The sequence below is a fragment of the Stenotrophomonas maltophilia complex sp. Om-AH-Sm3 genome, from assembly GCF_059337855.1.
Genome location: NZ_JBYBLQ010000017.1, coordinates 51,415 through 76,482 on the forward strand (window position 1 = coordinate 51,415; position 25,068 = coordinate 76,482).

Genomic DNA, 25,068 nt, shown 5'->3' on the forward strand with positions numbered 1-25,068 from the left:
CCGGCCACGTCACTTCAGGGGTGCAGCCAGACCTCGCAACCGCCCACGTCCTGCTTCTGGCCACCGGCGGCATAGCGCCGGGTGATCTCGGCCAGCCATTGCACGCGCCCGGGGCTGCTGCCCACCTGGTTGGGGCAGTTGACCAGCGCGGCCAGCGGCAGTCCCCCCAGTGCTGCGTCATCTGCAGCCAGCGATGCGAGCACGTCGTCCGATGCCCAGTCCGGAATCATCACGGCACGGCGGCCGGAGAAATACGGCAGCTCGGAGGACCAGTCCTGACCGAAAGCGACCACCACGCCCTGCGCCGGGGTGCCGGTCCGGATGGCCTCGGCGATCTGCGAAACCGGTGTCGGCTCGCGCGCTTCCTTGATGTCCTTCAGCGACTTCACCAGGCCAAAGCCCACCGACAGCACGCACAGGAAGATCGCCAGCGCAACGCCACGGCGCGGCTTGCCCGCCGCTTCGGCCGCCAGCACCGTCGACCACAGCACCAGGCCGATGATCGACGTGGCGAACACGATATTGGCCGCCTGGTAGTAGGGATGGGCGATGTGCAGGTTGGTGAAGACCAGGAACGGCGCCAGGTAGGCCAGCAGCAGGATCCCCACCGCCGTGCGCGTGCGCTTCTGCCACAGCCCGGCGATGACGAAGACCAGGAAGATCCAGTTGGAGCCGATCGCACCGGAGAAGCGCTTCTTGAACACCGTGCCCCACCAGGTAGCCGGATCCAGGCGCTGCTGCAGGGTGCCGTAATTCCAGGTGGACAGTGCATCGGAGGTGATCTGCCGGCCCAGCGCCGACTGCGCCTTCAGCGCATCGGCATGCTGCAGCCACAGGCTGAGCGTGGCCAGCGCGGCAAGCGCGGACAGACCACCCCAGAACAGCAGCTGCCAATGCTGCTGCAGCCACCGCGGGCGCCAGCCGTGCTCGTGCAGGGCCAGCCACAGGAAGGCCAGCGCAACGAACGCGGCAAAGCCGAAGAACGAGGTGACCTTGATGGCCGCCGACAGCACCGCCGCGACGATGGCGACCAGGCCCACCCACACGCGCGGCTGGCTGCGCAGGCGTGCCATCGCCCAGACAAAGAGCAGGCCGAAGAACACCGCGCTGGACTCCATCATCACCGAGCGCCCCCAGAACTGCGCGTACGGTGAGACGGCGAATGCGCCGGCCACGCACAGCGCCAGCGTGCGGTCAGGGCGCCATGCCAGCAGCGTGCGATAGACCAGCCAGATGCAGCCGGCATGGAAGACGGTGGAGACCAGCCGCCCGCTGTTGTCGGCACTCATGCCGGTGACGCTGGACAGCAACGCCGCCAGCCACTGGTAGAACGGGAACTCGAAGGGGATCGACCAGGGCGCGCCCAGCACCGGGGTCACGTAGTCCAGCCAGGGCCCGCCACGTAGCAACCAGTCGATCGACAGGGCAGTCTGCGTCTGCCGGAAACCGGAGGCATCGACCGGGGGCATCGACCAGCTGCAGCCCAGCAGGACCAGCAGCGCGATTGCCGAAAACCACAACAGGATCTTGCCCGGCAACAGGCTGCGGTCTGGGTTGCTTTCCTGGGTCACGCCTGTTGCTCCTGGCTGTGGCCGCCCACGGCAGGGCGCGCTTCACGGGCGCGCAGTGTCTGTGTTGGCACGCGGGAGTGCAAGCCGCTGCACGCGGCTGCGGCTCAGCCCAGCGGTGGCAGCGGCGCCTTCGGCGGCTCGGCGTGGCTGACTTCGGTGGCCGCGACCGGTGCGGCCTCGCCCTCGCCCGCCGGTTCCTGCTCCACCGGATCGACGTCGAACGGCGTGCGGAACACCAGCGACGGCAGCAGCGTGGTCAGTGCGGCGTACAGCAGCAGCGCGCCGAACAGCACTGCGGGTATCTGGAAGCGCTCGCGCATGATCGCCGCCAGCACCAGGGTGAAGATCAGGGTCGGGGCCAGCGCCAGCGAGACCCGCAGGCTGCTGCGGAAGCTCTCGCCGAACATCACCCGGCGCTGCAGCCAGACCACGCCGATGCGCAGCGGCAGCACCACCAGGGTGATCACGATGCCCAGCCCCAGCGCCTCGAAGCTCAACGCTTCGCTGGGCACCTTGGTGCCCGCGTTGAAGAAGTAGAACGGCACGAAGAACGAGGCGAACAGACGCAGCGCGTGCAGGTTCTCGTGCGAGGCCAGCAGCGGCATGCGCTGGTGCAGCAGGCGCGCGACCAGGCCGGCAATGAACGCGCCGACTAGGTAATACACGCCCAGCAGGTAGGTGATGTAGGCCGCCACCATGCCGACCATCACCAGCAGCGAGAACTCCGAACCCGGCGCGTGCGGCGCCACCCAGCGGCCCAGCGCGATGAACAGCAGCGGCAGGCCGACCATCATCGCCAGCAGCGCCAGGCTGGACAGCGCCATGTGGCCCGGATCGCCGGCCTGCAGCACGATGAACAAGGCAGCCAGCGCCAGCAGCTCACCGGCGATGGCCTTGCTGGTCACCCAGAACCGTTCGTCCTCACTCAGGCCCAGCCGCGACAGCGAGTCCATGATGAAACCGGTGGAGGGCGTCAGCAGCGCCAACGCCAGCAGCCCGGCGGCCTGCCACGGCAATCCTGCGTAACGCCAGGCCAACCAGCCGACGCCGAACAGCGTGCCGGTACGGATGACCAGATGTGCCAGCAGCGGCCACATACCCCGGCGCAGCGCCTGCAGATCCACTTCCAGGCCGGCGAACAGGAACAGCGAGGAAATGCCCAGGGTGGCCAGCAGTCCGATCACCGCATCATGTGCCTGATCCCCCAGCCAGAGCATGCCGATGATGCCGAACAGCAGGCAGGTCAACGGGGCAGGCAGGCTGAAACGCTGCAACGCGCGTGGGATCACCAGCAGCGCGAAGATCAGCAACAGGTAGATCAGTTCATGGCTCATGGGGTCTTCCGTGGGGTTGGAACGCGCGCAGGATGCGCGCGCTGAACCGATCCGGCAAGCCATTTTCGAATGACCCCGGTTACCTCATCCGATCATCGCGTCAGCCAGCGCCCCCACCCGTGCAAGCACCGCTGCGCGCTGATCGTCATCGACCGACGCGCCCTGCAGATAGGCGGTGACCACCCACGCTGCGCCGCCCGCATGCGGCCACAGCACGGCAATGTCGTTGCGCGTGTCATCACCGTTGCTGCCGGTCTTGTCCCCCACCCGCCAGCGCTTGCCCAGCCCGGCGCGCAGGCAGGCATCGCCGGTCTGGTTGTCGATGAGCCAATCAGTGAACTGCTGGCGCGATGCCGGCTGCAGGCCATTGCCCACCGCGAAGCGGGCCAAGCTGGTGGCCATCGCGGCCGGGCTAGTGGTATCGCGCGGGTCTCCCTTCGCGAACAGATTCACGTCCGGCTCGTTGCGGTCATTGCGGGTAACGCGGTCGCCCTGCCCGCGCAGGAATGCCGTCAGCGCCGACGGCCCGCCCACCACCTCCAGCAGCAGGTTGGCCGCCGTGTTGTCGCTGGTGGTCAGCGTGCCCCGGCACAGGTCGCGCACCGTCAGGTCCTTGCCCACATGGCGGCGCGCCACCGGGGCGTAGGACAGCAGATCCTTTTCGGCGATGGGCACACGTGTGTCGAGCGAAACGCGGCCTGCATCGGCAAGGCTCAGCACATGGGCAACCAGCATCGACTTGAACGTGCTGCACATCGGGAAGCGCTCGTCCTGACGATGTCCGCCGATGCGACGGCCGTTACCGGTGTTCAGCACGGTGACGCCCAGACGGCCACCGCTGGCTTTCTCCAGCGCGGCGAAATCGGCGGCGCCGGCAATGGCGGCGTTCGCGGCGGATATGCCGGACGATGGGGAAACAGCTCGCGCCAACGCCGGGGCAAGCAGCGAGGAAGCAACGGCAGCACCACTGAACTGCAGGAATCGGCGACGGGCGAGCATAGGGGTTCTCCTGGTGACCGCTCGATTATTGGCGCTTCCCCTGCAGCCGACCAGCGCGAAGAATCAAGGAAAGCCATAAGTTGAACTCATGCCTGTCGTAATCAACTTGTTGAGATTTACGAAATTCCTTATTGAACGGTAGGATCAGCCATCACCCTGGCTCACGGCTTTCCGATGCTGCACCCGACCCTGCCGCTCAACGCGCTGCGTGCTTTTGAAGCCGCCGCCCGCCATCAGAACTTCACCCGTGCCGCGCTCGAGTTGTGCGTCAGCCAGGCCGCGCTGAGCCACCAGATCCGGGGTCTGGAAGACCGGCTCGGCATCCGCCTGTTCCATCGCCTGCCGCGCGGCGTGGCGCTGACCGATGAAGGCGCAGCACTGTATCCGGTGCTCAACGAATCGTTCGAACGCATCTCGGCCAGCATCGCGCGCTACACCGGCGGGCCCGCCCGCGAAGTGCTGACGCTGGGGGTGGTCGGCACCTTCGCCACCGGTTGGCTGCTGCCACGGCTGGCCGCATTCGAGGCCGCGCATCCGGACATCGAGCTGCGCCTGCAGACCCACAACAACCGCATCGACCTGGCCGGCGAGGGGCTGGATCTGGCCATCCGCTTCGGTGATGGCGACTGGCAGGGCCAGGCCTGCACGGCGATCCTCAATGCGCCCTTCGCGCCGCTGTGCGCCCCGGCATTGGCGCGGCGGCTGAAGCAGCCGCGCGACCTGGCCACGCTGCCGTTGCTGCGTTCCTATCGCAGCGACGAATGGCCGCGCTGGCTGCAGGCGGCCGGCGTCAGCGGCGTGGAAGCACGTGGGCCGGTGTTCGATTCCTCGCTGACGGTGGCGATGGCCGCCGCCGGCGGTGCCGGCGTGGCTTTGCTGCCGCTGCGCATGTTCGAGCAGGAACTGGCCGAAGGCCGCCTGCTGCAGCCGTTCGGCACCACGCTGGAGCTGGGCCGATACTGGCTGACGCGGCTACGCTCGCGCGCCGAGCGCGAGCCGGCCAAGCGCTTCCGCGAGTGGCTGCAGGCACAGGGCGCGTAGGCAGTGCCGGCCGCTGGCCGGCAATCCCTTGATCGTTGTGGGCGCATCGCGCTGCCGGCCAGCGGCCGGCACTACCGGTCAGGACTCGAGCAGTTCCATCCAGGCGGCTTCGGCCTTTTCCAGCTGCGCGGCGGCGGTTTCGCGATCGCGGCCAAGCACGGCCATGCGCGTGGCATCGGCGTAGTTGGCCGGGTCGGCCAGCTGGCGGTCCAGCTCGGCCAAGGCACCTTCCAGCTCGGCCACCTTGGCTTCAGCGGCGGCCAGCTTGTGCGGGTTCACCGGCTTCTTCTGCACCACCTGCGCCACCGGGGCGGTCTTGACCACCACCGGCTCTTCCACCTGTTCCATGCGGGCCTTCGTGCCCTGCGCCTGCGGACGGGTACGCAGCCACGCGGCGTAGGCATCCAGGTCACCGTCGAACGGCTCGACCACGCCATCGGCCACGCGCCAGTAGGTATCGCAGACCAGGCCGATCAGGTGGCGGTCATGCGAGACCATCACGATCGCGCCTTCGAAGGTGGCCAGCGCTTCGGCCAGCGCTTCGCGCATTTCCAGGTCAAGGTGGTTGGTCGGTTCGTCCAGCAGCAGCACGTTCGGCTGCTGCCAGGCGATCAGCGCCAGCGCCAGGCGCGCGCGCTCGCCACCGGAGAAACCATCGACCGGCTCGAACGCACGGTCGCCCGGGAAATTCCACTTGCCAAGGAAATCGCGGAACGACTGGTTCGGCGCATCAGGGGCAATCTCGCGGAAGTGCTCCATCGGCGACTGGCCTTCGTGCAGCGACTCCACCGTGTGCTGGGCGAAGTAGCCGATCTTCAGGTCCGGGTGCGCCATGCGCTCACCGACGATCGGCGCCAGTTCACCCACCAGGGTCTTCACCAGGGTGGTCTTGCCGGCGCCGTTCGGGCCGAGCAGGCCAATGCGCTGGCCCGCTTCCAGGCCGAAGCCGACGTTGTGCAGGATCACCGCGTCCTGGCCATAGCCGGCCTCGACGTGATTCAGGCGGATCAGCGAAAACGGCAGCTTGGCCGGCGGCGCGAACTCGATGCGGAACTCGCGTTCGGCGCGCACCGCTTCGGTGCCGGCCAGCTTGGCCAGGCGCTTCATGCGGCTCTGCGCCTGCGCGGCCTTGCTGGCCTGCGCCTTGAAGCGGTCGATGAAACTCTGCAGGTGGGCACGCTCGGCCTGCTCCTTCTCGTGCGCGATCTGCTGCTGGCGCAGCTGTTCGGCGCGCTGGCGCTCGAAATCGGTGTAGCCGCCCGGGTAGAGCTTGGCGCCGCCGCCGTGCAGGTGCAGGGTGTGGGTGGCCACGTTGTCGAGGAACTCGCGGTCATGCGAGATCAGCAGCAGGGTGCCCGGGTACTTCAGCAGCCACTGTTCCAGCCAGTACACCGCGTCCAGATCGAGGTGGTTGGTCGGTTCGTCGAGCAGCAGCAGGTCGCTGGGCATCATCAGCGCGCGGGCCAGGTTCAGGCGCACGCGCCAGCCACCGGAGAACGAGGACACCGCGCGGTGGTGGGTCTCGGCCGGGAAACCAAGGCCGTGCAACAGCTTGCCGGCGCGCGCTTCGGCGTCGTAGGCGCCCATCTCGGCCATCTTCGTGTGTGCGTTGGCCACCGCCTCCCAGTCTTCGCGGGCGGTCGCCTCGGCCTCTTCGGCCAGCACCGCGGCCACCTCGGTATCGCCGCCCAGCACGAAGCTCAGCGCCGGGTCCGGCAGCGACGGGGTTTCCTGGGCCACGCTGGCGATACGGACCTTGCCGGGCAGGTCGACGTCACCCTTGTCGGCCTCCAGTTCGCCCTTCACCGCCGCGAACAGGCTGGATTTGCCAGCACCGTTGCGGCCGACCACACCTACCCGGTAACCGGCGTGCAGGGTCAGGTCGACATTGGACAACAGCAGCCGCTCGCCGCGGCGCAAGGCGAAATTACGAAGGGAGATCATCGGGGAAGGGGTCCATATAACCGGATGGAATGTGCTGGTGAGCACTGTTCCTGCGACGCAATTCTAGCGTTAACGAATACTTGACGCGTCCCGGGATGCGCAGTGGCCGACGTTCCTCTCTCCCACGTCCTCGCCGCGCGCGTCCCGGGTCTCCTCCCCGCCGATGCCTGTCCGGGCTAAATGGTTGCTGCTGCAACGTTTTTTCCGATGACCGGCATTTGACAGGCACTGAATATCCCGTTAATTGCTGTATTGCGCACCGCAACAACCGCCGTCCGCCTCACCCCCGTGATGTCGATTCCGGTGCCGCCCCCGCCAACCGGAGCCCATCCCGATGACCCGCAAGACCAGCCTGATCGCCGCCGCCGTCGCTGTCGCACTCGGTGGCTCTCCGTTCGTCGCCGCCGCCCAGCAGGCCGGCACCGCCGCCAATACCCTGGACACCGTGATCGTCACCGGCACCCGCGTGGCCGACCGCACCGTCGCCGAATCGCAGTCGCCGATCGACATCATCACCCCTGAAGTGCTGCAGTCCACCGGCACCAGTGAACTGGCCACCGCCCTGTCACGCGCCCTGCCCTCACTGAACTTCCCGCGCCCTGCCCTGACCGACGGCACCAGCGGCGTGCGCCCGGCGCAACTGCGCGGCCTGTCGCCGGACCAGGTGCTGGTGCTGGTCAACGGCAAGCGCCGCCACACCTCAGCGATGATCAACGTCAACGGCAGCATCGGTCGTGGCTCGTCAGCGGTGGACATCAACGCGATCCCGATCGCCGCGATCGAGCGCGTGGAAGTGCTGCGCGACGGCGCGTCGGCGCAGTACGGCTCGGACGCCATTGCCGGCGTCATCAACATCGTACTCAAGGGCAGCGGCAGTGGCGGCAGCCTGGCCGTGGACTACGGCCAGTACTCCGCCGGCGACGGCAACAAGTACCAGCTTTCCGGCGATACCGGCGTCGAGTTCGGCAACGGCCGTGGCCGCGTGCACGTGGCCGGCCAGATCAGCCAGCAGGATGAAAGCAACCGCGCCGGCCCGTACCGCGGCACCACGCCGAACACCGGCAACTTCCCCAGCATCGGCCAGAAGACCTTCATCGTCGGCGACCCGCGCGTGGATGCCACTGCTGCGTCGGCCAACGCCAGCTTCGACTTCAGCGACCACGTGACCGGCTACGCCAGCGCGCTGCTCAGCAATCGCGACATCACCTCGTTTGCGTTCTACCGTTCGCGCAACCACAGCGGGCAGAGCGCGCTGCTGGCGCAGACCTATCCGGACGGCTACGTGCCGGAGATCAACCAGTATTCCAAGGACCGCTCGCTGGTGGCCGGGGTCAAGGGCAACACCGACAGCGGCTGGACCTGGGACCTGAGCCTGAACCACGGCGAGAACACCCTCGATTTCCACACCCGCAACAGCATCAACTACAGCCTCGGTGCGACCAGCCCGCGCTCGTTCTACGACGGCACGCTGAAGTACCAGCAGGACATCTTCAACGCCGACCTGACCAAGTCGCTGGACTGGGGCCTTGCCTACCCGGTCACGCTGTCCTTCGGCGGTGAGTACCGCAAGGAGAAGTGGGACCAGAACCCGGGCGAACTGAACTCGTACACCGGCAGCGGCGCGCAGGGCTTCGCCGGCTTCACCCCGACCAATGAAGTGCATGCCGACCGCCACAACTACGCGGTCTATGCGGGCCTGGAAGCGGACCTGACCGAGAAGTTCTCTGCCGGCATCACCGGCCGCTACGAGGACTACTCGGACTTCGGCGACCGCTTCTCCGGCAAGCTGTCGGCGCGCTATGCGTTCACCGACAAGGTCGCGCTGCGTGCCACCGCCTCCAGCGGCTTCCGTGCACCGTCGCTGGCGCAGCAGGGCTACCAGGCGGTCACCAGCCAGTTCCTCAACGGCGTGTTCGTCGAGCGCGGCACCTTCCCGACCACCAGCCTGGCCGCGCAGGCACTGGGCGCCTCGCCGCTGAAGGCCGAGACCTCCACCTCCTACAGCCTGGGCCTGGTACTGCAGCCGGTCGACCGCCTGTACATCACCGTCGATGCGTACCAGATCGACATCGATGACCGCATCGCGCTGTCGTCCAGCATCACTACCAACGCGGCCTCCAGTGCCCTGCTGGCCGGGTTGGGCCTGCCGCAGGTGACTGCGTTCTCGTACTTCACCAACGGCCTGGATACGCGCACCCGTGGCGTCGACTTCGTGTCCAGCTACACGGTGCCGTTCAGCGCCAGCAGCCTGGAGCTGACCGCCGCCTACAGCTACAACGACACCGAAGTGCGCCGTGTCGGCGGCACTCCGGCGGTGTTCGGCACCCTGGGCCTGACCCAGCCGCTGATCGGCCGTGATGAGATCGGTCGCATCGAGGACAGCTACCCGCGCGACAAGGCGATCCTGAGCGGCACCTGGCGTTCGGACCACTGGGAACTGGGCCTGGCCGCAACCCGCTACGGCAAGTTCACCGTGCGCAACTCGGCAACCGCGCTGCGCGACCAGACCTACGGCGATGCCTGGGTGGTGGATGCCTCGGCCAGCTACAAGCCGAGCAGCAACTGGACCCTGACCGTGGGCGCCGACAACCTGCTGGACAAGTACCCGGACCGCACCGAAGACCTGCAGAACTCCACCTTCGGCATGCTGCCGTACAGCAACTACTCGCCGTTCGGCTTCAACGGCGCGTATGTGTACGGGCGGATCAAGTACACCTGGTAAGCGGTAATGGGGGCGCCGTGCCCTGCCCGGCGCTGCTCCACACACCCGCCGGCGACCTCGGGGCAGGCGCGGTCCTGACCGTATACCGTTGCCAGCTCCTGCACCCGGTTTCCAGGCTGTGCTCTGTTGCACGCGCCTCATAGGCCGTCCCGTGCATAATCAGCGGACCAACGAAGGAGCCGCTCCGTGAGGAGAGCCTGCATCACTCGCCGCCATGTGTACGCTGCGCTCGCGTGGGTTGCGCTGGCGGCCCCCCTGTCAGGGTGTTCAGGAGATCACGTGAAACCCAGCTATTCCAAATCGAGCCTTGAGCCGGTCGTCGTCACCCAGCTCTCCGCGTCGAAGCTCCAGGTCCAGTTCAATGAACCGATGGAAAGCATGTATTACGCGGCAGGGATGAGCTATGTCGTGGAAGGGGACACCATGAAAGTTGTTGTCGATCGCTGTCCCATATCCGGCCAATGCACAACCATGCTGCGGCGCGACGTGAAGCCCGGACCTGCTGGCCCGGCCCGTCAGGAAATTCCCTTGATGGCGCCGCGCGTGGTGATGCTGTACGCCGATGGCGAAACACAGATTTTTCCGTAAGGGCATCCCATGAGCGACAAGGTCGTCCTCGGCATCCATAGTCACGTAGACCCCAATACACAGGGGTCGTTCAATCAGTTCGTGGACGGCCACGCCTGGATCTCGGTGACGCGAAACGGCCATACGACGTTCCATGGCCTGTGGCCAGACAACCATCCACTCGTTGAGGACAATGGCCCAGGTTCGGACATCCGCGAAGGCATGGAAGCCCGGGCCACATCTTCGGCCTCACGCTATTACGAATTGACTCCCGAGCAGGTCAAGCGACTTGACCAGGCCTTGGGCGAAAATGTCACCTGGTCATATGGCAATACCTGCGCATCGTGGGCGACCAGTACCGTGAACAAGGTTACTGGGCAGTCCCTGGATGCAGGCGAACTGCTGTTCACCGATACGCCGCGGGAGCTGATCGAGTCCATTCGCAAGGCAGAGCGCGTGCGGCCCACCAGTCCTTCGCAGCCGCAACCGGCAACCGATCGGCCGGAAAGCAGCATCCCATCGCTGAGCGATGCCTCGGCATCGCTTCACCAGCAGGCACTCGCCGGCGTCCATGCGCTGGACGCATCGCTGGGTCGCACATCTGATGAATCCAGCCAACGCATGGCGGCCAGCCTCACCCAACTTGCCCGGGCACAAGGTCTGGAACGGATCGACCATGTGGTATTGGGCTTGCCGACTGGTCAGCCCCCAAGGCCGGAGAACATCTTCGTCATTCAAGGAGCCTTGGATGACCCGGGCCATCTGCGTGCCCCCATCAACATTGAAACGGCCCTTCAGCCATCCGTTGCGGAGTCGCTGCGGCAGATTCATCAGTTGGACAAGCAGTTGGCCGCCTCGCCGCAGCAGGCCGAGCCTGCCCTTGAAGAGACCCAGCGCCGGCAGATGGTGTGATCATCGACGGCTACGCCTGGAGCCCCCCCATAGGTAGGCACCATTCGGCCCGCCAGGGCCTGCCATCTCTCAACAAGGCTTGATATCTCGCCCGTACAAGCCGCCCACGCAACGATCCGATACGCTGGCCGGGTTTGCCGTATCTGGCCTCATCGGTGAAAATCGGGGCACCCCCGATTTCTTGCGAGTGCCGATGCACCATGACACCGACCTGATCAACATCGTGGCCGTTGGCCTGGGGCTCGCCTTCATCTTCGGCGCGCTGGCCAACAAGCTCCGCTTGTCTCCCCTGGTCGGTTACCTGGTTGCTGGCATCTGCGTAGGCCCGTTCACCCCCGGCTTCGTCGCCGACCAGGCGCTGGCCAACCAGCTGGCCGAACTGGGCGTGATGCTGCTGATGTTCGGCGTCGGCCTGCACTTCTCGCTGAAGGACCTGATGGCGGTCAAGGCCATCGCCATCCCCGGCGCCATCGGTCAGATCGCGGTGGCCACCCTGCTCGGCTGGGGCGTGGCCTCGCTGATGGGCTGGCCGGCCATTCATGGCGTCATCTTCGGTTTCTCGCTGGCCACGGCCAGTACCGTGGTGCTGCTGCGGGCAATGGAGGAACGCCGTCTGCTGGAGACGATGCGCGGCAAGATCGCGGTCGGCTGGCTGATCGTGGAAGACCTGGCCTGCGTGCTGGCACTGGTGATGATGCCGGTGATGGCCGGTGTGTTCGGCCCCGACGCGGCCAAGGAGTCGCACTCGCTGGGCAGCGTGTTGGCCGACATCGGCTGGACCTTCGTGCAGCTGGGCCTGTTCGTGGCGGTGATGCTGGTGGTCGGGCGCCGGGTCATCCCTTGGATCCTCGAACGTATCGCCGGTACCGGTTCGCGCGAACTGTTCACCCTGTCGGTGCTGGCAATCGCGCTGGGGGTGGCGTTCGGCTCGGCGATGCTGTTCGGCGTCTCGTTCGCACTGGGCGCGTTCTTCGCCGGCATGCTGCTCAACGAATCGGAACTGAGCCACAAGGCCGCGCACGATTCGCTGCCGCTGCGCGATGCGTTCGCGGTGTTGTTCTTCGTCTCGGTCGGCATGCTGTTCGACCCCAACATCCTCGTCCAGCATCCGTGGCAGGTGCTGGCCACGGTGCTGATCATCATGTTCGGCAAGTCGGCAGCCGCGTTCTTCATCGTGCGCGCGTTCGGCCACCCGACCAGCACTGCGCTGACCATCTCGGCCAGCCTCGCCCAGATCGGCGAGTTCGCCTTCATCATCGCCGGCCTCGGCGTGGCGCTGCAGATCCTGCCGAAGGAAGGCCAGTCGCTGGTGCTGGCCGGCGCGCTGGTGTCGATCATGCTCAACCCGCTGGTGTTCGGCCTGCTCGACCGATGGCAGGCCAAGCAGGAAACACAGCCGCAAACGCCAGAGCCGGAAGAGGCGACCGGCCCGTCGCGCGACCTGCATGACCACGCCATCGTGATCGGCTATGGCCGGGTCGGCAGCGAGCTGGCACAGGTGCTGCGCGATCGCGGCGTGCCGGTGCTGGTGATCGATGACAACAAGGAGCACGTCGAGCAGGCGCACGCCAGGGGCCTGGCAGCGATCCGCGGCAGCGCCGCCGCCGACCGGGTGCTGGCCGAGGCCCATCCGGAGCGGGCCAAGATCGCAGTGCTGGCGATCCCACAGCCGCTGGAAGCCGGCGAGGCACTGGCCAAGCTGCGTGCGATCAACCCGGACCTGACCCTGCTGGCACGTGCGCACAGCGATGCCGAAGTGAAGCATCTGCTGGAGCATGGTGCCGATGGCACGGTGATGGCCGAGCGCGAGCTGGCCTATTCGCTGGCGGAGATGGTCATGTCCACGCCGCCATATCGGAATCTGGGGCAGCACAGCATTCCGGTGGTGTGAGGGGTGTGCTTGCGGCAGGGCTTGCAGCCCTGCACCTGCCAAGGCAAAGGCAAAGGCAAAAGCTGACTATCCGTGGGATGGCGGGGTGGGTCCGCTTGCAGGGGCTGCTGCAAGTACGCCCATGTAAGCTCGGTCGCCGCTTGCTCGTGTGCGCAATCCTGCGCACACGGCAAGACCGGGGTTGGGCGTCCTGCCCAACCCGCCCGAGGCATGCCTCGGGCCCATGCGGCTCACGCCCTCGCAAGCGGACCCACCCCGCCTTCGACAATTTCTCACGATCTGCAGTAGATCCACGCCATGCGTGGATGCTGTTTGATGAACTGTCGGAATGTTCGATTCCGATGGTGATCCATCCACGCATGGCGTGGATCTACCAGGATTGATGCCGACCGTCGGCACATGGGGTCAGATCTGTTTTCCACAGGAAAACGGATCTGACCCCGGAAACAAAAAAATCCCCGGTCGACCCGCATCGACCGGGGATCTGGATCGCCACGTTGCCACGCCTTGGAGAGGCAGTTCCACCCTAGCGCATCGCGCCGCCGGTGGTGATCGCCTGTGGCGATATGCACCAAGCGCGCGGCTATCAGGCGGCGGCCAGGGCCTGCTCCAGGTCGGCGCGCAGGTCACCGATGTGCTCGATGCCGATCGACAGCCGCACGGTATCTTCGCTGACCCCGGCCTTGGCCAGCTCTGCCGCATCCAGCTGGCGATGGGTGGTCGAGGCCGGATGGGTGGCCAGCGACTTCGCGTCGCCCAGGTTGACCAGGCGGGTGAACAGCTTCAGCGCATCGAGGAAGCGCGCGCCAGCCTCGCGCCCGCCCGGCAGGCCGAAGGTCAGTACGCCCGAGCCATGCCCGCCCAGGTAGCGCTGCGCGGCGGCATGCTCGGGGTCGTCTGCCAGTCCCGCGTAACGCACCCAGGCGACCTTGTCGTGCGCCTTCAGGAACTGCGCGACGGCCAGTGCATTGGCGTTGATGCGCTCCATGCGCAGGGCCAGGGTCTCGATGCCCTGCAGGATCAGGAACGCATTGAACGGCGACAACGCGGCACCGGTATTGCGCAGCGGGACCACCCGCGCGCGGCCGATGTAGGCCGCCGGCCCCAGTGCTTCGGTATAGACCACGCCGTGGTAACTGGGGTCGGGTTGGTTGAGGCGGGCGAAACGCTTCGGCTGCGCCGCCCAGTCGAAGCGGCCGGAGTCGATGATTGCACCGCCGAGGCTGTTGCCGTGGCCACCCAGGTACTTGGTCAGCGAGTGCACGACGATGTCGGCACCGTGCTCGAACGGGCGCAGCAGGAACGGCGTGGCCACGGTGTTGTCGACGATCAGCGGCACACCCGCGGCATGCGCGACCTCGGCAATGGCGGCGATGTCGGTGACGTTGCCGCGCGGGTTGCCGATCGATTCGACGAACACCGCCTTGGTGCGCTCGTCGATCAGCGCGGCGAACGCAGAAGGATCGGCCGGGTCGGCGAAGCGCGCCTGGATGGCATACTGCGGCAGCGTGTGTGCCAGCAGGTTGAGGCTGCCGCCATACAGCGCGCTGGAGGCGACGATGTTGTCACCGGCCTCGGCGATGGTCTGGAGGGCATAGGTGATCGCGGCCTGCCCCGAGGCCAGCGCCAGCGCACCGATGCCACCTTCCAGTGCGGCCAGGCGTTGCTCCAGCACGTCGGTGGTAGGGTTCATGATGCGGGTGTAGATATTGCCGGGCACCTTCAGGTCGAACAGATCGGCGCCGTGCTGGGTGTCATCGAAGGCATACGCCACGGTCTGGTAGATCGGCACCGCCACCGCGCGGGTGGTCGGGTCGGGACGGTAGCCGCCGTGCACGGCCAGGGTTTCCAGTTGCCACTGCGGTTCGCTCATTGCACCAGGCTCCATCCGGGGAAACCGCCACCATAGGCCAGCCCGCGCCCGCCACTGAAAGCCACTGGCGATGACGCCCGTACCGGCGGTTATCAGGTTGGCCGCGATTCAGGCAGTCGTCATGGGGCGCTGCTAGGCTGCGCCGCCGGGCGCTGCTGCCCGGGCACGGAGGCCCCACCCATGCAGCCATCGCCCTGGCATCCCACCACCAGCAGTTCGCCTACGTCGGTCATGCTGGTAGAGGACGACCGTCGCCTGGCCGAACTGGTGAGCGACTACCTCCACCAGCATGGCTTCGCCGTGCAGCACATCGCACGCGGCGACCTGGCCGGCGCCGCCTGCCGCCAGCACGCGCCGGAGCTGGTGGTGCTGGACCTGATGCTGCCCGGCCTGGGCGGCATCGACGTGTGCCGCCAGATCCGCAGCTTCTCCGATGTGCCGATCCTGATGCTGACCGCCTGCGAGGACGACATCGAACAGGTGCTGGGCCTGGAATCGGGCGCCGACGACTATGTGCACAAGCCCATCGAACCACGCCTGCTTCTGGCCCGGCTGCGCGCCCTGCTGCGCCGCCGCCACGGCAGCAGCAACACCGGCACGCCCAGCCGGCTGATGCACGGTGAACTGCTGATCGACCGCATGCAGCGTGAGGTACACCTGCAGGGTGCCACGGTCGACGTGGGCACCACCGAATTCGAGATCCTGTGGCTGCTGGCCAGCCAGCCGGGGCAGATCCTGTCCCGTGACCAGATCCTGCAGGCGGTGCGCGGTATCGGTTTCGACGGCCTGGACCGCAGCGTTGACGTCTGCATCGGCAAGCTGCGTCGCAAGCTCGGCGACGATGCGCGCGAGCCGCGGCGGATCAAGACCGTGTGGGGCCGCGGCTACCAGTTCAATCCGTCGGCCTGGACGGCATGAAGCGGCTGTTCCTGTGGCTGTGGTTCATCACCGGCGCCTGTTTCCTGGCCTCGGTGTTCTTTCTCAACCGGGTGCTCGACAGCATCTATACGCCCGTGCAGGATCGCGTTTTCGTCCAGCAGGTGCGCGGGCAGGTGTACGCCCTGCGCAGCGGCCTGGCCGGCCTGGACGGTAGCCAGCAGCGTGAGCGCCTGCAGCAGTGGCAACCGCACTATGGCATCGCATTGACCCTGCTCGACAAGCCTCCCGCGCTGACCCCGCAGGAACAGGCAGCCGTGCAGGCCGATGGCTTCATCGTGCGCGATCAGTACCAGCAGGTCCTGCTGCCCATCGAAGGCATCGATGGTCGCTGGTTGCACCTGCGCGTGCCTGGCGCGGTGCAGATGACCACGTACATGACCATCGCGGCCTACCTCAGCATTCTGCTGCTGGTCGGCGCCAGCCTGTACGCCTGGGTACGCCTGCTCTGGCGCGATCTGGATGCCCTGCGCGTGCATGCCGACCGCATCGGCGCCGGCGATCTGCAGGCACGCGCGCAGGTCTCGCCACGCTCGCAGATCCGGGTCATCGTCGACCATTCCAACCGCATGGCCGCGCGCGTGGCCGAACTGGTACAGCGCCAGCGCGACCTGACCCATGCGATCTCCCACGAACTGCGTACGCCGATCGCGCGCGTGGCCTTCGGCCTGGACCTGATGCAGGACAGCGATGACCGCGAGCGCCGCGAACGACTGGCGCAGGGCCTGCATGGCGACCTGGCCGAGCTCAACCGGCTGGTCAGCGAACTGCTGGCCTACGAACGGCTGGAGCATCCCAGCGAGGGCGAACCGATGCAGCGGATCGAAGCCAACGACTGGCTGCAGGCCTGCCTGGCCGATGCCCGCCGCGATGCCGAACGTGCCGGCCTGGTGCTGCGCGTGCAGCCCAGCGCCCTGCCTCGGCTGGAAGCGGAACCGCGCCTGCTGCAGCTGGCGCTGAGCAATCTGGTCGGCAATGCCCTGCGCCACGCGCGCTCGCAGGTGGACGTGTCGCTGGTGAGTGTGGGCGGGCGCGCCTGCCTGCGCGTGGACGACGACGGCCCCGGCATCGCCGAGGCTGACCGCGAAAAGGTGGTCCGCCCGTTCACCCGCCTGGATGACAGCCGCAGCCGCGACACCGGCGGCTTCGGCCTGGGCCTGGCGATCGTCGGCCGCATTGCCGCACGCCACCACGGCGAACTGCGCATCGGTCGCGCCGCCCTCGGCGGCGCACGCCTGGAAATGCACTGGCCGCTGGCTGCCAGCTGAACGCCCACGGGCGCAATTACAGTTCATTACAACTCCCGCACAACTGCGGACGGATCGATCGCCGGCGTATCGCCACGCTAGCGACCCTGCAGCACTCGCCGGATGCGCGCGCTGCTTTCCTCCCATTGTCGAGAGTTTCCATGTCCCAGCTTCGCCGTTCCCCCGCCCTGCTCCACCTGGCCCTGTTGCCGCTGTTCGCCGCCCCGATCGCCCACGCCAAGGATGACCACTGGACCTTCGAGCTCGCCGCCGGCGGTGGCGTGGCGCCGCGCTACAGCGGCAGCGAGGAGTACCGTGCGACGCCTTCGCTGTCCTTCGATGTCACCTCGCCGGGGGGCTGGTTTCTGGGCACCAGTGGCATCGGCTGGGGCACGACCCTCGGCGAGCACACCCGCGTGCGCGCCTATGTCGGTGCCAGCGGTATCCGCAGGGACAAGGATTCGCTGCTCGGCGGTTCGGACTTCCTGCGCGGCATGGGCGATATCGATACCCGTCCCCTGGTCGGTGTCTCGGCTGGATATACGCTGGGCGAGGCCGTGCTGAGCGGCTCCTGGCAGTTCACCCGCAAGGACGAGGACAAGGCTGAGAATGGACTGGCTACCCAGCAGATCCACCTGAACCTGAGCATGCCGCTGTTCGACCTGGCCGGTGGCGTGGTCAGCGGCAGCGTCTCCACCGACTACGGCAACCGTGGCTACATGCAGACCTGGTACGGCGTCAGTCCGGAACAGGCCGCGCGCACCGGCTTTGCCGAGCACAAACCGAAGGCGGGCCTGGTCAGCGCCGGTGTCGGCCTGAAGTGGAGCCACCGCGTGGGCCGTAATGGCAACTGGTACATCTCGGCCGAAGGCACGCGCCTGCTCGGCGATGCCGCCGACAGCCCGATCGTGCAGAAGGCCAACCAGTTCGGCGTGATGAGCGGCTATACGCACCGCTTCTGATGCATGAAGGGCGCCGCGGGGCGCCCTCTTTCGCTGCGATCAGTGGCAGGCTTGTGCGGCGCCGCTGCCGCACAAGCCGACCTCGCGCAGCCAGCCGATCCACTGCACGACGTCGTCCTTCTCCGGCTCGGCGCGGAACGACTTCTGCACGGTGTGGAAGCCCTGCCTGCCCTGCATGCCCTTGATCCAGGTGAACTCCGGTTTGCCGGTGCCGGGGTTCAGCGGGCAACTGAGCATCAGCAGCGCGAACGGCCGTCCGCCCTCCTCGCCTTCGCGGATCCAGTGGCTCTGCGCAGCCGGACAGGCCATGCGCCACCCCGCCTCGATGATGCCGAGGAACTCGCGCGGACTCACATGGCCACTGTTCGGCGCATCATTGACAGTGACCATGTCGGTCCAGTCCTGCACGGTCTGGCCCTGCGGCACGTACTCGGTGATGCGGTTGCCTTGTGCGTCGGTGCTCTGGTGGGCCTGCTGGTAACCCTTCATCGGCGGCAGCTGGACCTGTTCGACGGCTGCAGCGTGTCCAGCAACAGCAGCGAGCGCCAGCGCCATGCAGAGTGAAACCCTTCGGGTAACGTCCATGCGGTTCTCCTCGTCCTTGCGAAAGTGAAACGGGATCATTGTGCCTTGCTAGGGCTTTGGTGGCGCGCCAGCCAGGGCAGGAGCGCCACCGGTTCAAGCCTTGGCGAAGACCAGGCGTCCCCCGTCGTTGCCGACTTCAATGGTGTCACCGTTGACGAAGGCACCGGACAGGATCTGCTGCGCCAGCGGATTCTCCAGCTGCGACTGGATCGCGCGCTTCAGCGGGCGCGCGCCATACACCGGGTCGAAGCCGACGTTGCCGAGCAGATCGAACGCCGCATCGGAGACCGCCAGCTTCAAACCGCGCTCGGCCAGGCGCTTCTCGAGCCCGCGCATCTGGATGCGTGCGATCTGCTTGATCTGCTGCTTGTCCAGCGGGTGGAACACCACGATGTCGTCCAGGCGGTTGATGAACTCCGGACGGAAGTGCGCCTGCACCACGCCCATCACTGCTGCCTTCATCTGCGTGTAGGCCTCCGGGCTGTCGTCGCTGCTCATGTCCTGGATCTGATGCGAGCCCAGGTTCGAGGTCATCACGATGACGGTGTTGCGGAAGTCCACAGTGCGGCCCTGGCCGTCGGTCAGGCGGCCATCGTCCAGCACCTGCAGCAGGATGTTGAACACATCCGGATGCGCCTTCTCCACCTCATCGAGCAGGATCAGCGAATACGGGCGACGACGCACGGCCTCGGTCAGGTAACCGCCTTCCTCGTAGCCGACGTAGCCCGGGGGCGCACCGATCAGGCGGGCGACGCTGTGCTTTTCCATGAACTCGCTCATGTCGATGCGGATCATCGCGTCGGCACTGTCGAACAGGAACTCGGCCAGCGACTTGCACAGCTCGGTCTTGCCGACGCCGGTCGGGCCGAGGAACAGGAACGAGCCGGCCGGACGATTCGGATCGGACAGGCCGGCACGCGAGCGGCGTACCGCATCGGAGACGACCTTGATCGCCTCTTCCTGGCCGACCACACGGTTGTGCAGCACTTCTTCCATGCGCAGCAGCTTGTCGCGCTCGCCTTCGAGCATCTTGTTGACCGGGATGCCGGTCCAGCGCGAAACGACCTCGGCGATCTCCTCATCGGTCACGCGGTCCTGTACCAGCTTGAAGTCCTTGTGCTCGGCTTCCTGCGCGGCGGCCAGCTGCTTTTCCAGTTGCGGCAACAGGCCGTACTGGATTTCGCTCATCTTGGCGAAATCCTGGCGGCGCTGCGCAGCTTCCAGCTCCAGCTTGGCCTGCTCGACCTGTTCCTTGATCTTGGTGGCGCCCTGCAGCGCTGCCTTCTCCGACTTCCAGATTTCATTGAGATCGGAGAACTCGCGCTCCAGCGCATCGATGTCCTTTTCGAGATCGGCCAGGCGCTGCCGCGAGGCTTCGTCCTTTTCCTTCTTCAGCATCTCGCGCTGGATCTTCAGCTGGATTACCCGGCGTTCCAGGCGATCCAGCTCCTCCGGCTTGGAATCGATCTCCATGCGCAGTCGCGAGGCGGCTTCGTCCATCAGGTCGATGGCCTTGTCCGGCAGCTGGCGGTCGGTGATGTAGCGGTTGGACAGCGTGGCGGCAGCCACGATGGCCGGGTCGGTGATTTCCACACCGTGGTGCACGGCGTACTTTTCCTTCAGCCCGCGCAGGATCGCGATGGTGTCCTCCACCGTGGGTTCGCCGACGAACACCTTCTGGAAGCGGCGCTCCAGCGCGGCGTCCTTCTCGATGTATTTGCGGTACTCATCCAGCGTGGTCGCGCCGATGCAGTGCAGCTCGCCACGCGCCAGGGCGGGCTTCAGCATGTTGCCGGCATCCATCGCGCCATCAGCCTTGCCGGCGCCGACCATGGTGTGCAGCTCGTCGATGAACAGGATGATCTGTCCTTCGTTCTTGGCCAGGTCGTTGAGCACGCCCTTCAGGCGCTCCTCGAATTCACCGCGAAACTTGGCGCCGGCGATCAGCGCTCCCATGTCCAGCGACAGCACGCGCTTGCCGCGCAGGCCTTCGGGCACTTCGTCATTGATGATGCGCTGGGCGAGCCCTTCCACGATTGCGGTCTTGCCCACGCCGGGTTCGCCGATCAGCACCGGGTTGTTCTTGGTCCGGCGCTGCAGCACCTGGATCGTGCGACGGATTTCCTCGTCACGGCCGATCACCGGATCGAGCTTGCCGCTCTCGGCACGCGCGGTCAGGTCGATGGTGTACTTCTCCAGCGCTTGCCGCTGTTCCTCGGCATTCTCCGACTGCACGTTCTCGCCGCCACGCAGCTTGTCGATCGCAGCCTGCAGGCGGGTCTTGTCGGCACCGGCGGCGCGCAGCGCCATGCCCAGCGTGCCGCCGTCTTCCAGCGCCGCGAGCACGAACCACTCGCTGGCAATGAAGGCATCGCCGTGCTGCTGGGCCAGCTTGTCGGTCTGGTTCAGCAGGCGCCCCAGGTCATTGCCCATCGAGACGTTGCCGGCCTGGCCGGACACCTTCGGCAGTGCATCCAGCGCCTCGGTCAGGCGCTCGCGCAGCACCGGCACGTTCACCCCGGCCTGGGCCAGCAGCGGGCGCGTGCTGCCGCCCTGCTGGTCCAGCAACGCGCTGAACAGGTGAACCGGTTCGATGATGCTGTTGTCGCGGCCCACGGCCAGCGACTGTGCGTCTGCCAGCGCCTGCTGGAAACGCGAGGTGAGCTTGTCCATCCGCATTGCGAATCCTCATCGGTCATCAGGGCCGGCCCGCGCCGGCGATGCTGGGAAGATGCGGTTGCCCCACCCCGTTTCAAGGGTGGCTGCGACTGCACCCCGAGGCCAGTCAGCCTGCGGCCAGCATGCCGAAACGGGTGTGGTCGGCGCGTTGATCCCGATCAGTTCCGCGCGGTGCGCGGACTCAGCCGGTGATCGCGCTGCGGATCGCCCGCAGCTGCTGCTTGACCGCCCGCGCCTGCGCGGCGTCCATGCGCAACAGCGCCTTCTGGCCTATCGAGCGCGACTGCAGGGTGGAATCGACGAAGCGGTAGCGACCGCGCTCATCACGCTGCACCAATGGCGCCTGCGCAAGTTCCGGGGTCTCCAGCAGATGGTCGATCACCGCCACCAGACGGTCGTTGAAGTAGCCCTCGGGCCGGCCCAGGTCGACGTAGGCCTGCTGGATCAACGGATAGAAGCGCTTGTACGCCGTAGCCGTTGCCGCTGGATCCAGCGCAGTGAAGGCCTGCACATAGGGCGCGTAACGCGCCGAGTTGCTTGCCGCAATGCGTTCCCCGCCCTCGCCAGGCTCGACCTGCAGGTTGCCCGGCAGCGGCCGTGCGGCCAGCGCCGTCGGCGGCACGCTTGGTTTGTCCAGGTTGTCGACCTGGGTGACCAGGCGCTGGATCAGGTGATCGCGCAGCAGCAGGGTCATCGGGCCCTCGCCCTGGAACAGCTGGCTCAATGCGCCCCAGGCAGCCGCATCACTGTCGGCCAACTTGGGCAGCGCCGGGTCAGCGGCGGCCTCGGTGTCCAGCGGATGCCTGATCGGCGGCGGTGCTGGCGCGGGGTCCGCGGCCGCCTGCGGTTGCGGCGGTGCGCTGGTGCTGGCGGCGGTTGAGTGCACCGGCACCGAAACACCGTCTGCCAGGTGCCTCAGCTGATCGCGGAACAACCAACCGCCCGCGCCGCCGATCACCACCACACCCAGCACCCAGGGCCATACCGCCTTTCCACTCTGCATGATGCAGCACCTCGTTTCACACGCATGGAGAAGGTGTGACCCCACCGGTTCCAGCCGGTTCCCTGCCTGTTCCGCTGCCGTTCGGCTTCGGCCCACGCCAAAGCCGCGCTCACGCCTGCTTTGCGTGCCGCGCGCGAGGCTGTGGGCCTTGTCCTGCGGAGACACTGCCATGCAGTATGCGCTGTACTACTGGACCGGTATCCAGGGCCGTGGCGAGTTCGTGCGCCTGGCGCTGGAAGATGCCGGCGCCGACTACATCGACATGGCGCGGGTGCACGGTGATGCGGTGATGCAACCGTTTCTCGATGGCAGCAGTGACGGGGCACAGCCCTTCGCGCCGCCGTTCCTGAAGGCCGGTCGCCAGGTCATTGCGCAGGTCGCCGCCATCCTGGACTTCCTCGGCCCGACGCTGGATCTGGTGCCGCAGGCCGCATCGCGGCGGATGCAGGCGTTGCAACTGCAGTTGACCATCGCTGACCTGGTGGCCGAGGTGCATGACACTCACCATCCGATCGCCGCATCAAAATACTACGAAGAGCAGAAGACCGAGGCCAAGGCACGTGCCGCGTCGCTGCGCAGTGAGCGCCTGCCGAAGTTCCTGGGCTACTTCGAACGGGTGCTGGCCGCCAACGGTGGCCGCCATGCACTGCGCGAGCATTCGTATGTGGACCTGTCGCTGTTCCAGCTGCTGAGTGGTCTGGACTACATGTTCCCGCGCCGCATGCAGGCACTGGCGCCCGCCGTGCCCCTGCTGCGTGCGCTGCAGGAACGAGTGGCGAAACGACCCAACATTGCCGCCTACCTGGGCTCGGAAAGGCGCCTGGCATTCAACACGAATGGCATCTTCCGCCACTACCCGGAGCTGGACGCCGAGCGGTAGTGCCGGCCGCTGGCCGGCAGCTGCACCCTCCGCCCGAAGCCCACGAGGGTGCCGGCCAGCGGCCGGCACTACCGTGGGGTCAGCTGTTCTCGCCCAGCGGCTTCACCGGCTGCTTCTGCAGCGACAGCAAGCCCAGCAGCACCGCCAGGGCCACGTAGGCGCCGGCAAACTGCACACTGATGATGCGCGCCAATCCTTCCAGCTCCCACGGCAGGTAGATGCCGCCGCGCGGATCCACCGAGTGGATCAGCCCGAACAGGGTCAGCACCCCCGCCACCAGCAGGAAGCCGCAGGCACGGCGCAGGCGGCCATCGACCATCGCCGCCACCGCCGAAATCCACAGCATGGAGGTGATGATGAAGCCGTTGCCGAGGGTGAAGATCACCGCCAGCTCCGGCAGGCCGTGGCCGTCGAGCTTGGTCAGCAGCTGGGGCAGCTGATCCGGTGTGATCCAGCCGGGTGCCTTGATCGCCAGCAGGTAGGCCACCGACGGCAGGAAACCGAACACCATCGCGCCGGTATGGTGGCGCGGCGTGGCCTGGAAGGCCTGGGTGGTGATGTCGATGGCCACGTACACGATGATCGGTGCCAGCACCGCCAGCGGCAGCCACTGCACCAGCCCGGAGATGATGCCAAGCATGCCGCCGATGCCGACGAACAGGCCAGTCAGCAGCATATAGCCGCTGCGCGCGCCCATGTGCTTGTACGCAGGCTGGCCGATGTACGGCGTGGTCTGCGCCACGCCGCCACAGGCGCCTGCCACCAGCGTAGCCACCGCTTCCACCAGCAGGATGTCGCGGGTGCGGTAGTCGTCGCCGGCTGCGCGCGCGCTTTCAGAAACATTGATGCCGCCGACCACCATCAGCAGGCCGAACGGCAGCAGCAGCGGCAGGTAGGTCATCGCGGTGGGCAGGCCGTCGAGGAAGCCCAGTGTCGGCAGCGGCAGCACCACCTGCGGCGGCACCCACTCCGGCACATGGAATCCCGGCGCGCCCAGCCCGGCCAGGCCCAGGCCGTAGTACAGCGCGGTGCCGAACACGAAGGCCAGCAGCACGCCCGGGCCACGCACCGGCAGCTTGCCCTTGGCGATCAGCACATACAGCAGCAGGCCCAGCGTGGTGAAGCCGACCAGCGGCGAGCGCAGCGTTTCCAGCAGCGGCAGCAGGCCCATCAGCACCAGCGCGATGCCGGCAATGGAACCCAGCAGCGCGGCACGCGGCAGCGCGCGGGTGACTGCTTCACCGAAGAACGACAGAACGAACTTGAGCACGCCCATGATGACCAGCGCCGCCATGCCCAGCTGCCAGGTGGCGATGCCCGCCGCGTGCGGGTCCATGCCCTGCTGCTTGAACGCGATGAAGGCCGGGCCAAGCACCAGCAGGGCCATGCCGATGCTGGTGGGGGCATCCAGGCCGAGCGGCATGGCGGTGACGTCGTCACGGCCGCTGCGCGCGGCCAGCCGGCGTGCCATCAGGGTGTACAGCAGATTGCCTATCAGCACGCCGAAGGCCGTGCCTGGGAACATGCGGCCGAACACCACGTCGGCGGGGAACTGGAAGATCCCGACCAGGGCCATGGCGATGAAGCCGAGGATGGAAAGGTTGTCGACGACCAGGCCGAAGAAGCCGTTGAAGTCGCCGGCGACGAACCAGCGACGCGGTGCGGCGGAAGCGGGAGCGGACATGGAAGGGGCGGTGGGGGTGGGGACCGCCGATGGTAGGCCCAGCGGCGCCTGGGCGCCAATTCCGTCGTGGAATGATGGGTTCCAGCCAACGGCGGGGCCCCTCGTGGCTGGGTTGGTCGCGGACGGCGATTTCCTGGGTTAGGCCGGTCGGGTAGGTGGCGCGGGGGACGCCGTAAACCCATCCCTGGGGGCTTGGCCGCGGCATCCATGCCGCGGACACCCCCGCGCCACCTACCCG

The 25,068-nt window shown here is 66.9% G+C and carries 18 protein-coding genes; 9 read left to right on the forward strand and 9 right to left on the reverse strand.

The window, feature by feature from the left end; all coding sequences use genetic code 11:
- Window positions 1–14 precede the first annotated feature (14 nt).
- From AC10QF_RS17210 to blaL2, 3 genes are all read right to left on the reverse strand, one after another.
- Window positions 15–1,571 (reverse strand): glycosyltransferase family 39 protein, encoded by a 1,557-nt coding sequence (locus AC10QF_RS17210; protein WP_164262864.1) that lies wholly within the window; start codon window positions 1,569–1,571, stop codon window positions 15–17.
- A gap of 104 nt (window positions 1,572–1,675) precedes the next feature.
- Window positions 1,676–2,905, reverse strand: a complete 1,230-nt coding sequence (locus AC10QF_RS17215) for a cation:proton antiporter (protein WP_065178906.1) — start codon at window positions 2,903–2,905, stop codon at window positions 1,676–1,678.
- A gap of 84 nt (window positions 2,906–2,989) precedes the next feature.
- Window positions 2,990–3,904 (reverse strand): L2 family extended-spectrum class A beta-lactamase, encoded by a 915-nt coding sequence (blaL2, locus tag AC10QF_RS17220; RefSeq protein ID WP_494542574.1) that lies wholly within the window; start codon window positions 3,902–3,904, stop codon window positions 2,990–2,992.
- A 174-nt stretch (window positions 3,905–4,078) separates the two neighbouring features.
- On the opposite strand from blaL2, the gene ampR reads away from it, so the two are divergent.
- Complete coding sequence (gene ampR, locus AC10QF_RS17225) at window positions 4,079–4,945, forward strand: LysR family transcriptional regulator AmpR (RefSeq protein WP_053501019.1); 867 nt, start codon at window positions 4,079–4,081, stop codon at window positions 4,943–4,945.
- Window positions 4,946–5,023: 78 nt separating this feature from the next.
- Here ampR and AC10QF_RS17230 read toward each other — a convergent pair whose 3' ends face one another.
- Window positions 5,024–6,889, reverse strand: coding sequence for an ABC-F family ATP-binding cassette domain-containing protein (locus AC10QF_RS17230; RefSeq protein WP_111098903.1), 1,866 nt, complete (start codon window positions 6,887–6,889; stop codon window positions 5,024–5,026).
- Between the two features lie 334 nt (window positions 6,890–7,223).
- Between AC10QF_RS17230 and AC10QF_RS17235 the strand changes: the two genes are divergently transcribed.
- The 4 genes from AC10QF_RS17235 (at window position 7,224) to ybaL (ending at window position 12,981) form a co-directional block, all read left to right on the forward strand.
- Entirely contained in the window at window positions 7,224–9,611 is a 2,388-nt protein-coding gene (locus AC10QF_RS17235) for a TonB-dependent receptor plug domain-containing protein (RefSeq protein ID WP_494542575.1), read from the forward strand.
- Window positions 9,612–9,890: 279 nt separating this feature from the next.
- Window positions 9,891–10,199 (forward strand): hypothetical protein, encoded by a 309-nt coding sequence (locus AC10QF_RS17240; RefSeq protein ID WP_005418535.1) that lies wholly within the window; start codon window positions 9,891–9,893, stop codon window positions 10,197–10,199.
- Window positions 10,200–10,208: 9 nt separating this feature from the next.
- Window positions 10,209–11,090 carry an XVIPCD domain-containing protein gene (locus tag AC10QF_RS17245; RefSeq protein WP_134956007.1) on the forward strand — a complete coding sequence of 294 codons (882 nt, stop codon included), beginning with the start codon at window positions 10,209–10,211 and terminating at the stop codon, window positions 11,088–11,090.
- Window positions 11,091–11,283: 193 nt separating this feature from the next.
- Entirely contained in the window at window positions 11,284–12,981 is a 1,698-nt protein-coding gene (ybaL, locus tag AC10QF_RS17250; RefSeq protein WP_069139333.1) for a YbaL family putative K(+) efflux transporter, read from the forward strand.
- A gap of 586 nt (window positions 12,982–13,567) precedes the next feature.
- Here the strand turns inward: ybaL and AC10QF_RS17255 are convergent.
- Window positions 13,568–14,854 (reverse strand): O-acetylhomoserine aminocarboxypropyltransferase/cysteine synthase family protein, encoded by a 1,287-nt coding sequence (locus tag AC10QF_RS17255; protein ID WP_053500794.1) that lies wholly within the window; start codon window positions 14,852–14,854, stop codon window positions 13,568–13,570.
- Between the two features lie 180 nt (window positions 14,855–15,034).
- Here AC10QF_RS17255 and AC10QF_RS17260 point away from each other — a divergent pair, with 180 nt between their 5' ends.
- The 3 genes from AC10QF_RS17260 (at window position 15,035) to AC10QF_RS17270 (ending at window position 17,999) form a co-directional block, all read left to right on the forward strand.
- Window positions 15,035–15,772: a winged helix-turn-helix domain-containing protein gene (locus AC10QF_RS17260; protein WP_138952686.1), complete on the forward strand. Its 738-nt coding sequence runs from the start codon at window positions 15,035–15,037 to the stop codon at window positions 15,770–15,772.
- Complete coding sequence (locus AC10QF_RS17265; RefSeq protein ID WP_065178912.1) at window positions 15,769–17,058, forward strand: ATP-binding protein; 1,290 nt, start codon at window positions 15,769–15,771, stop codon at window positions 17,056–17,058. Before AC10QF_RS17260 ends, AC10QF_RS17265 begins: the two co-directional genes overlap by 4 nt.
- Window positions 17,059–17,198: 140 nt before the next feature.
- Window positions 17,199–17,999, forward strand: a complete 801-nt coding sequence (locus AC10QF_RS17270; protein ID WP_069139331.1) for a MipA/OmpV family protein — start codon at window positions 17,199–17,201, stop codon at window positions 17,997–17,999.
- A gap of 39 nt (window positions 18,000–18,038) precedes the next feature.
- On the opposite strand, the gene AC10QF_RS17275 is transcribed toward AC10QF_RS17270, so the two are convergent.
- From AC10QF_RS17275 to AC10QF_RS17285, 3 genes are all read right to left on the reverse strand, one after another.
- Entirely contained in the window at window positions 18,039–18,584 is a 546-nt protein-coding gene (locus AC10QF_RS17275) for a hypothetical protein (RefSeq protein WP_227838095.1), read from the reverse strand.
- A 93-nt stretch (window positions 18,585–18,677) separates the two neighbouring features.
- Window positions 18,678–21,263 carry an ATP-dependent chaperone ClpB gene (clpB, locus tag AC10QF_RS17280; protein WP_005418568.1) on the reverse strand — a complete coding sequence of 862 codons (2,586 nt, stop codon included), beginning with the start codon at window positions 21,261–21,263 and terminating at the stop codon, window positions 18,678–18,680.
- Between the two features lie 181 nt (window positions 21,264–21,444).
- Window positions 21,445–22,266: a DUF3014 domain-containing protein gene (locus tag AC10QF_RS17285; RefSeq protein WP_494542576.1), complete on the reverse strand. Its 822-nt coding sequence runs from the start codon at window positions 22,264–22,266 to the stop codon at window positions 21,445–21,447.
- A gap of 169 nt (window positions 22,267–22,435) precedes the next feature.
- On the opposite strand from AC10QF_RS17285, the gene AC10QF_RS17290 reads away from it, so the two are divergent.
- A complete protein-coding gene (locus AC10QF_RS17290; protein ID WP_065196686.1) occupies window positions 22,436–23,146 on the forward strand; it encodes a glutathione S-transferase in 711 nt (236 codons plus the stop codon).
- A gap of 79 nt (window positions 23,147–23,225) precedes the next feature.
- On the opposite strand, the gene AC10QF_RS17295 is transcribed toward AC10QF_RS17290, so the two are convergent.
- Window positions 23,226–24,830, reverse strand: coding sequence for a SulP family inorganic anion transporter (locus AC10QF_RS17295; RefSeq protein ID WP_494542577.1), 1,605 nt, complete (start codon window positions 24,828–24,830; stop codon window positions 23,226–23,228).
- Window positions 24,831–25,068: the final 238 nt, after the last annotated feature.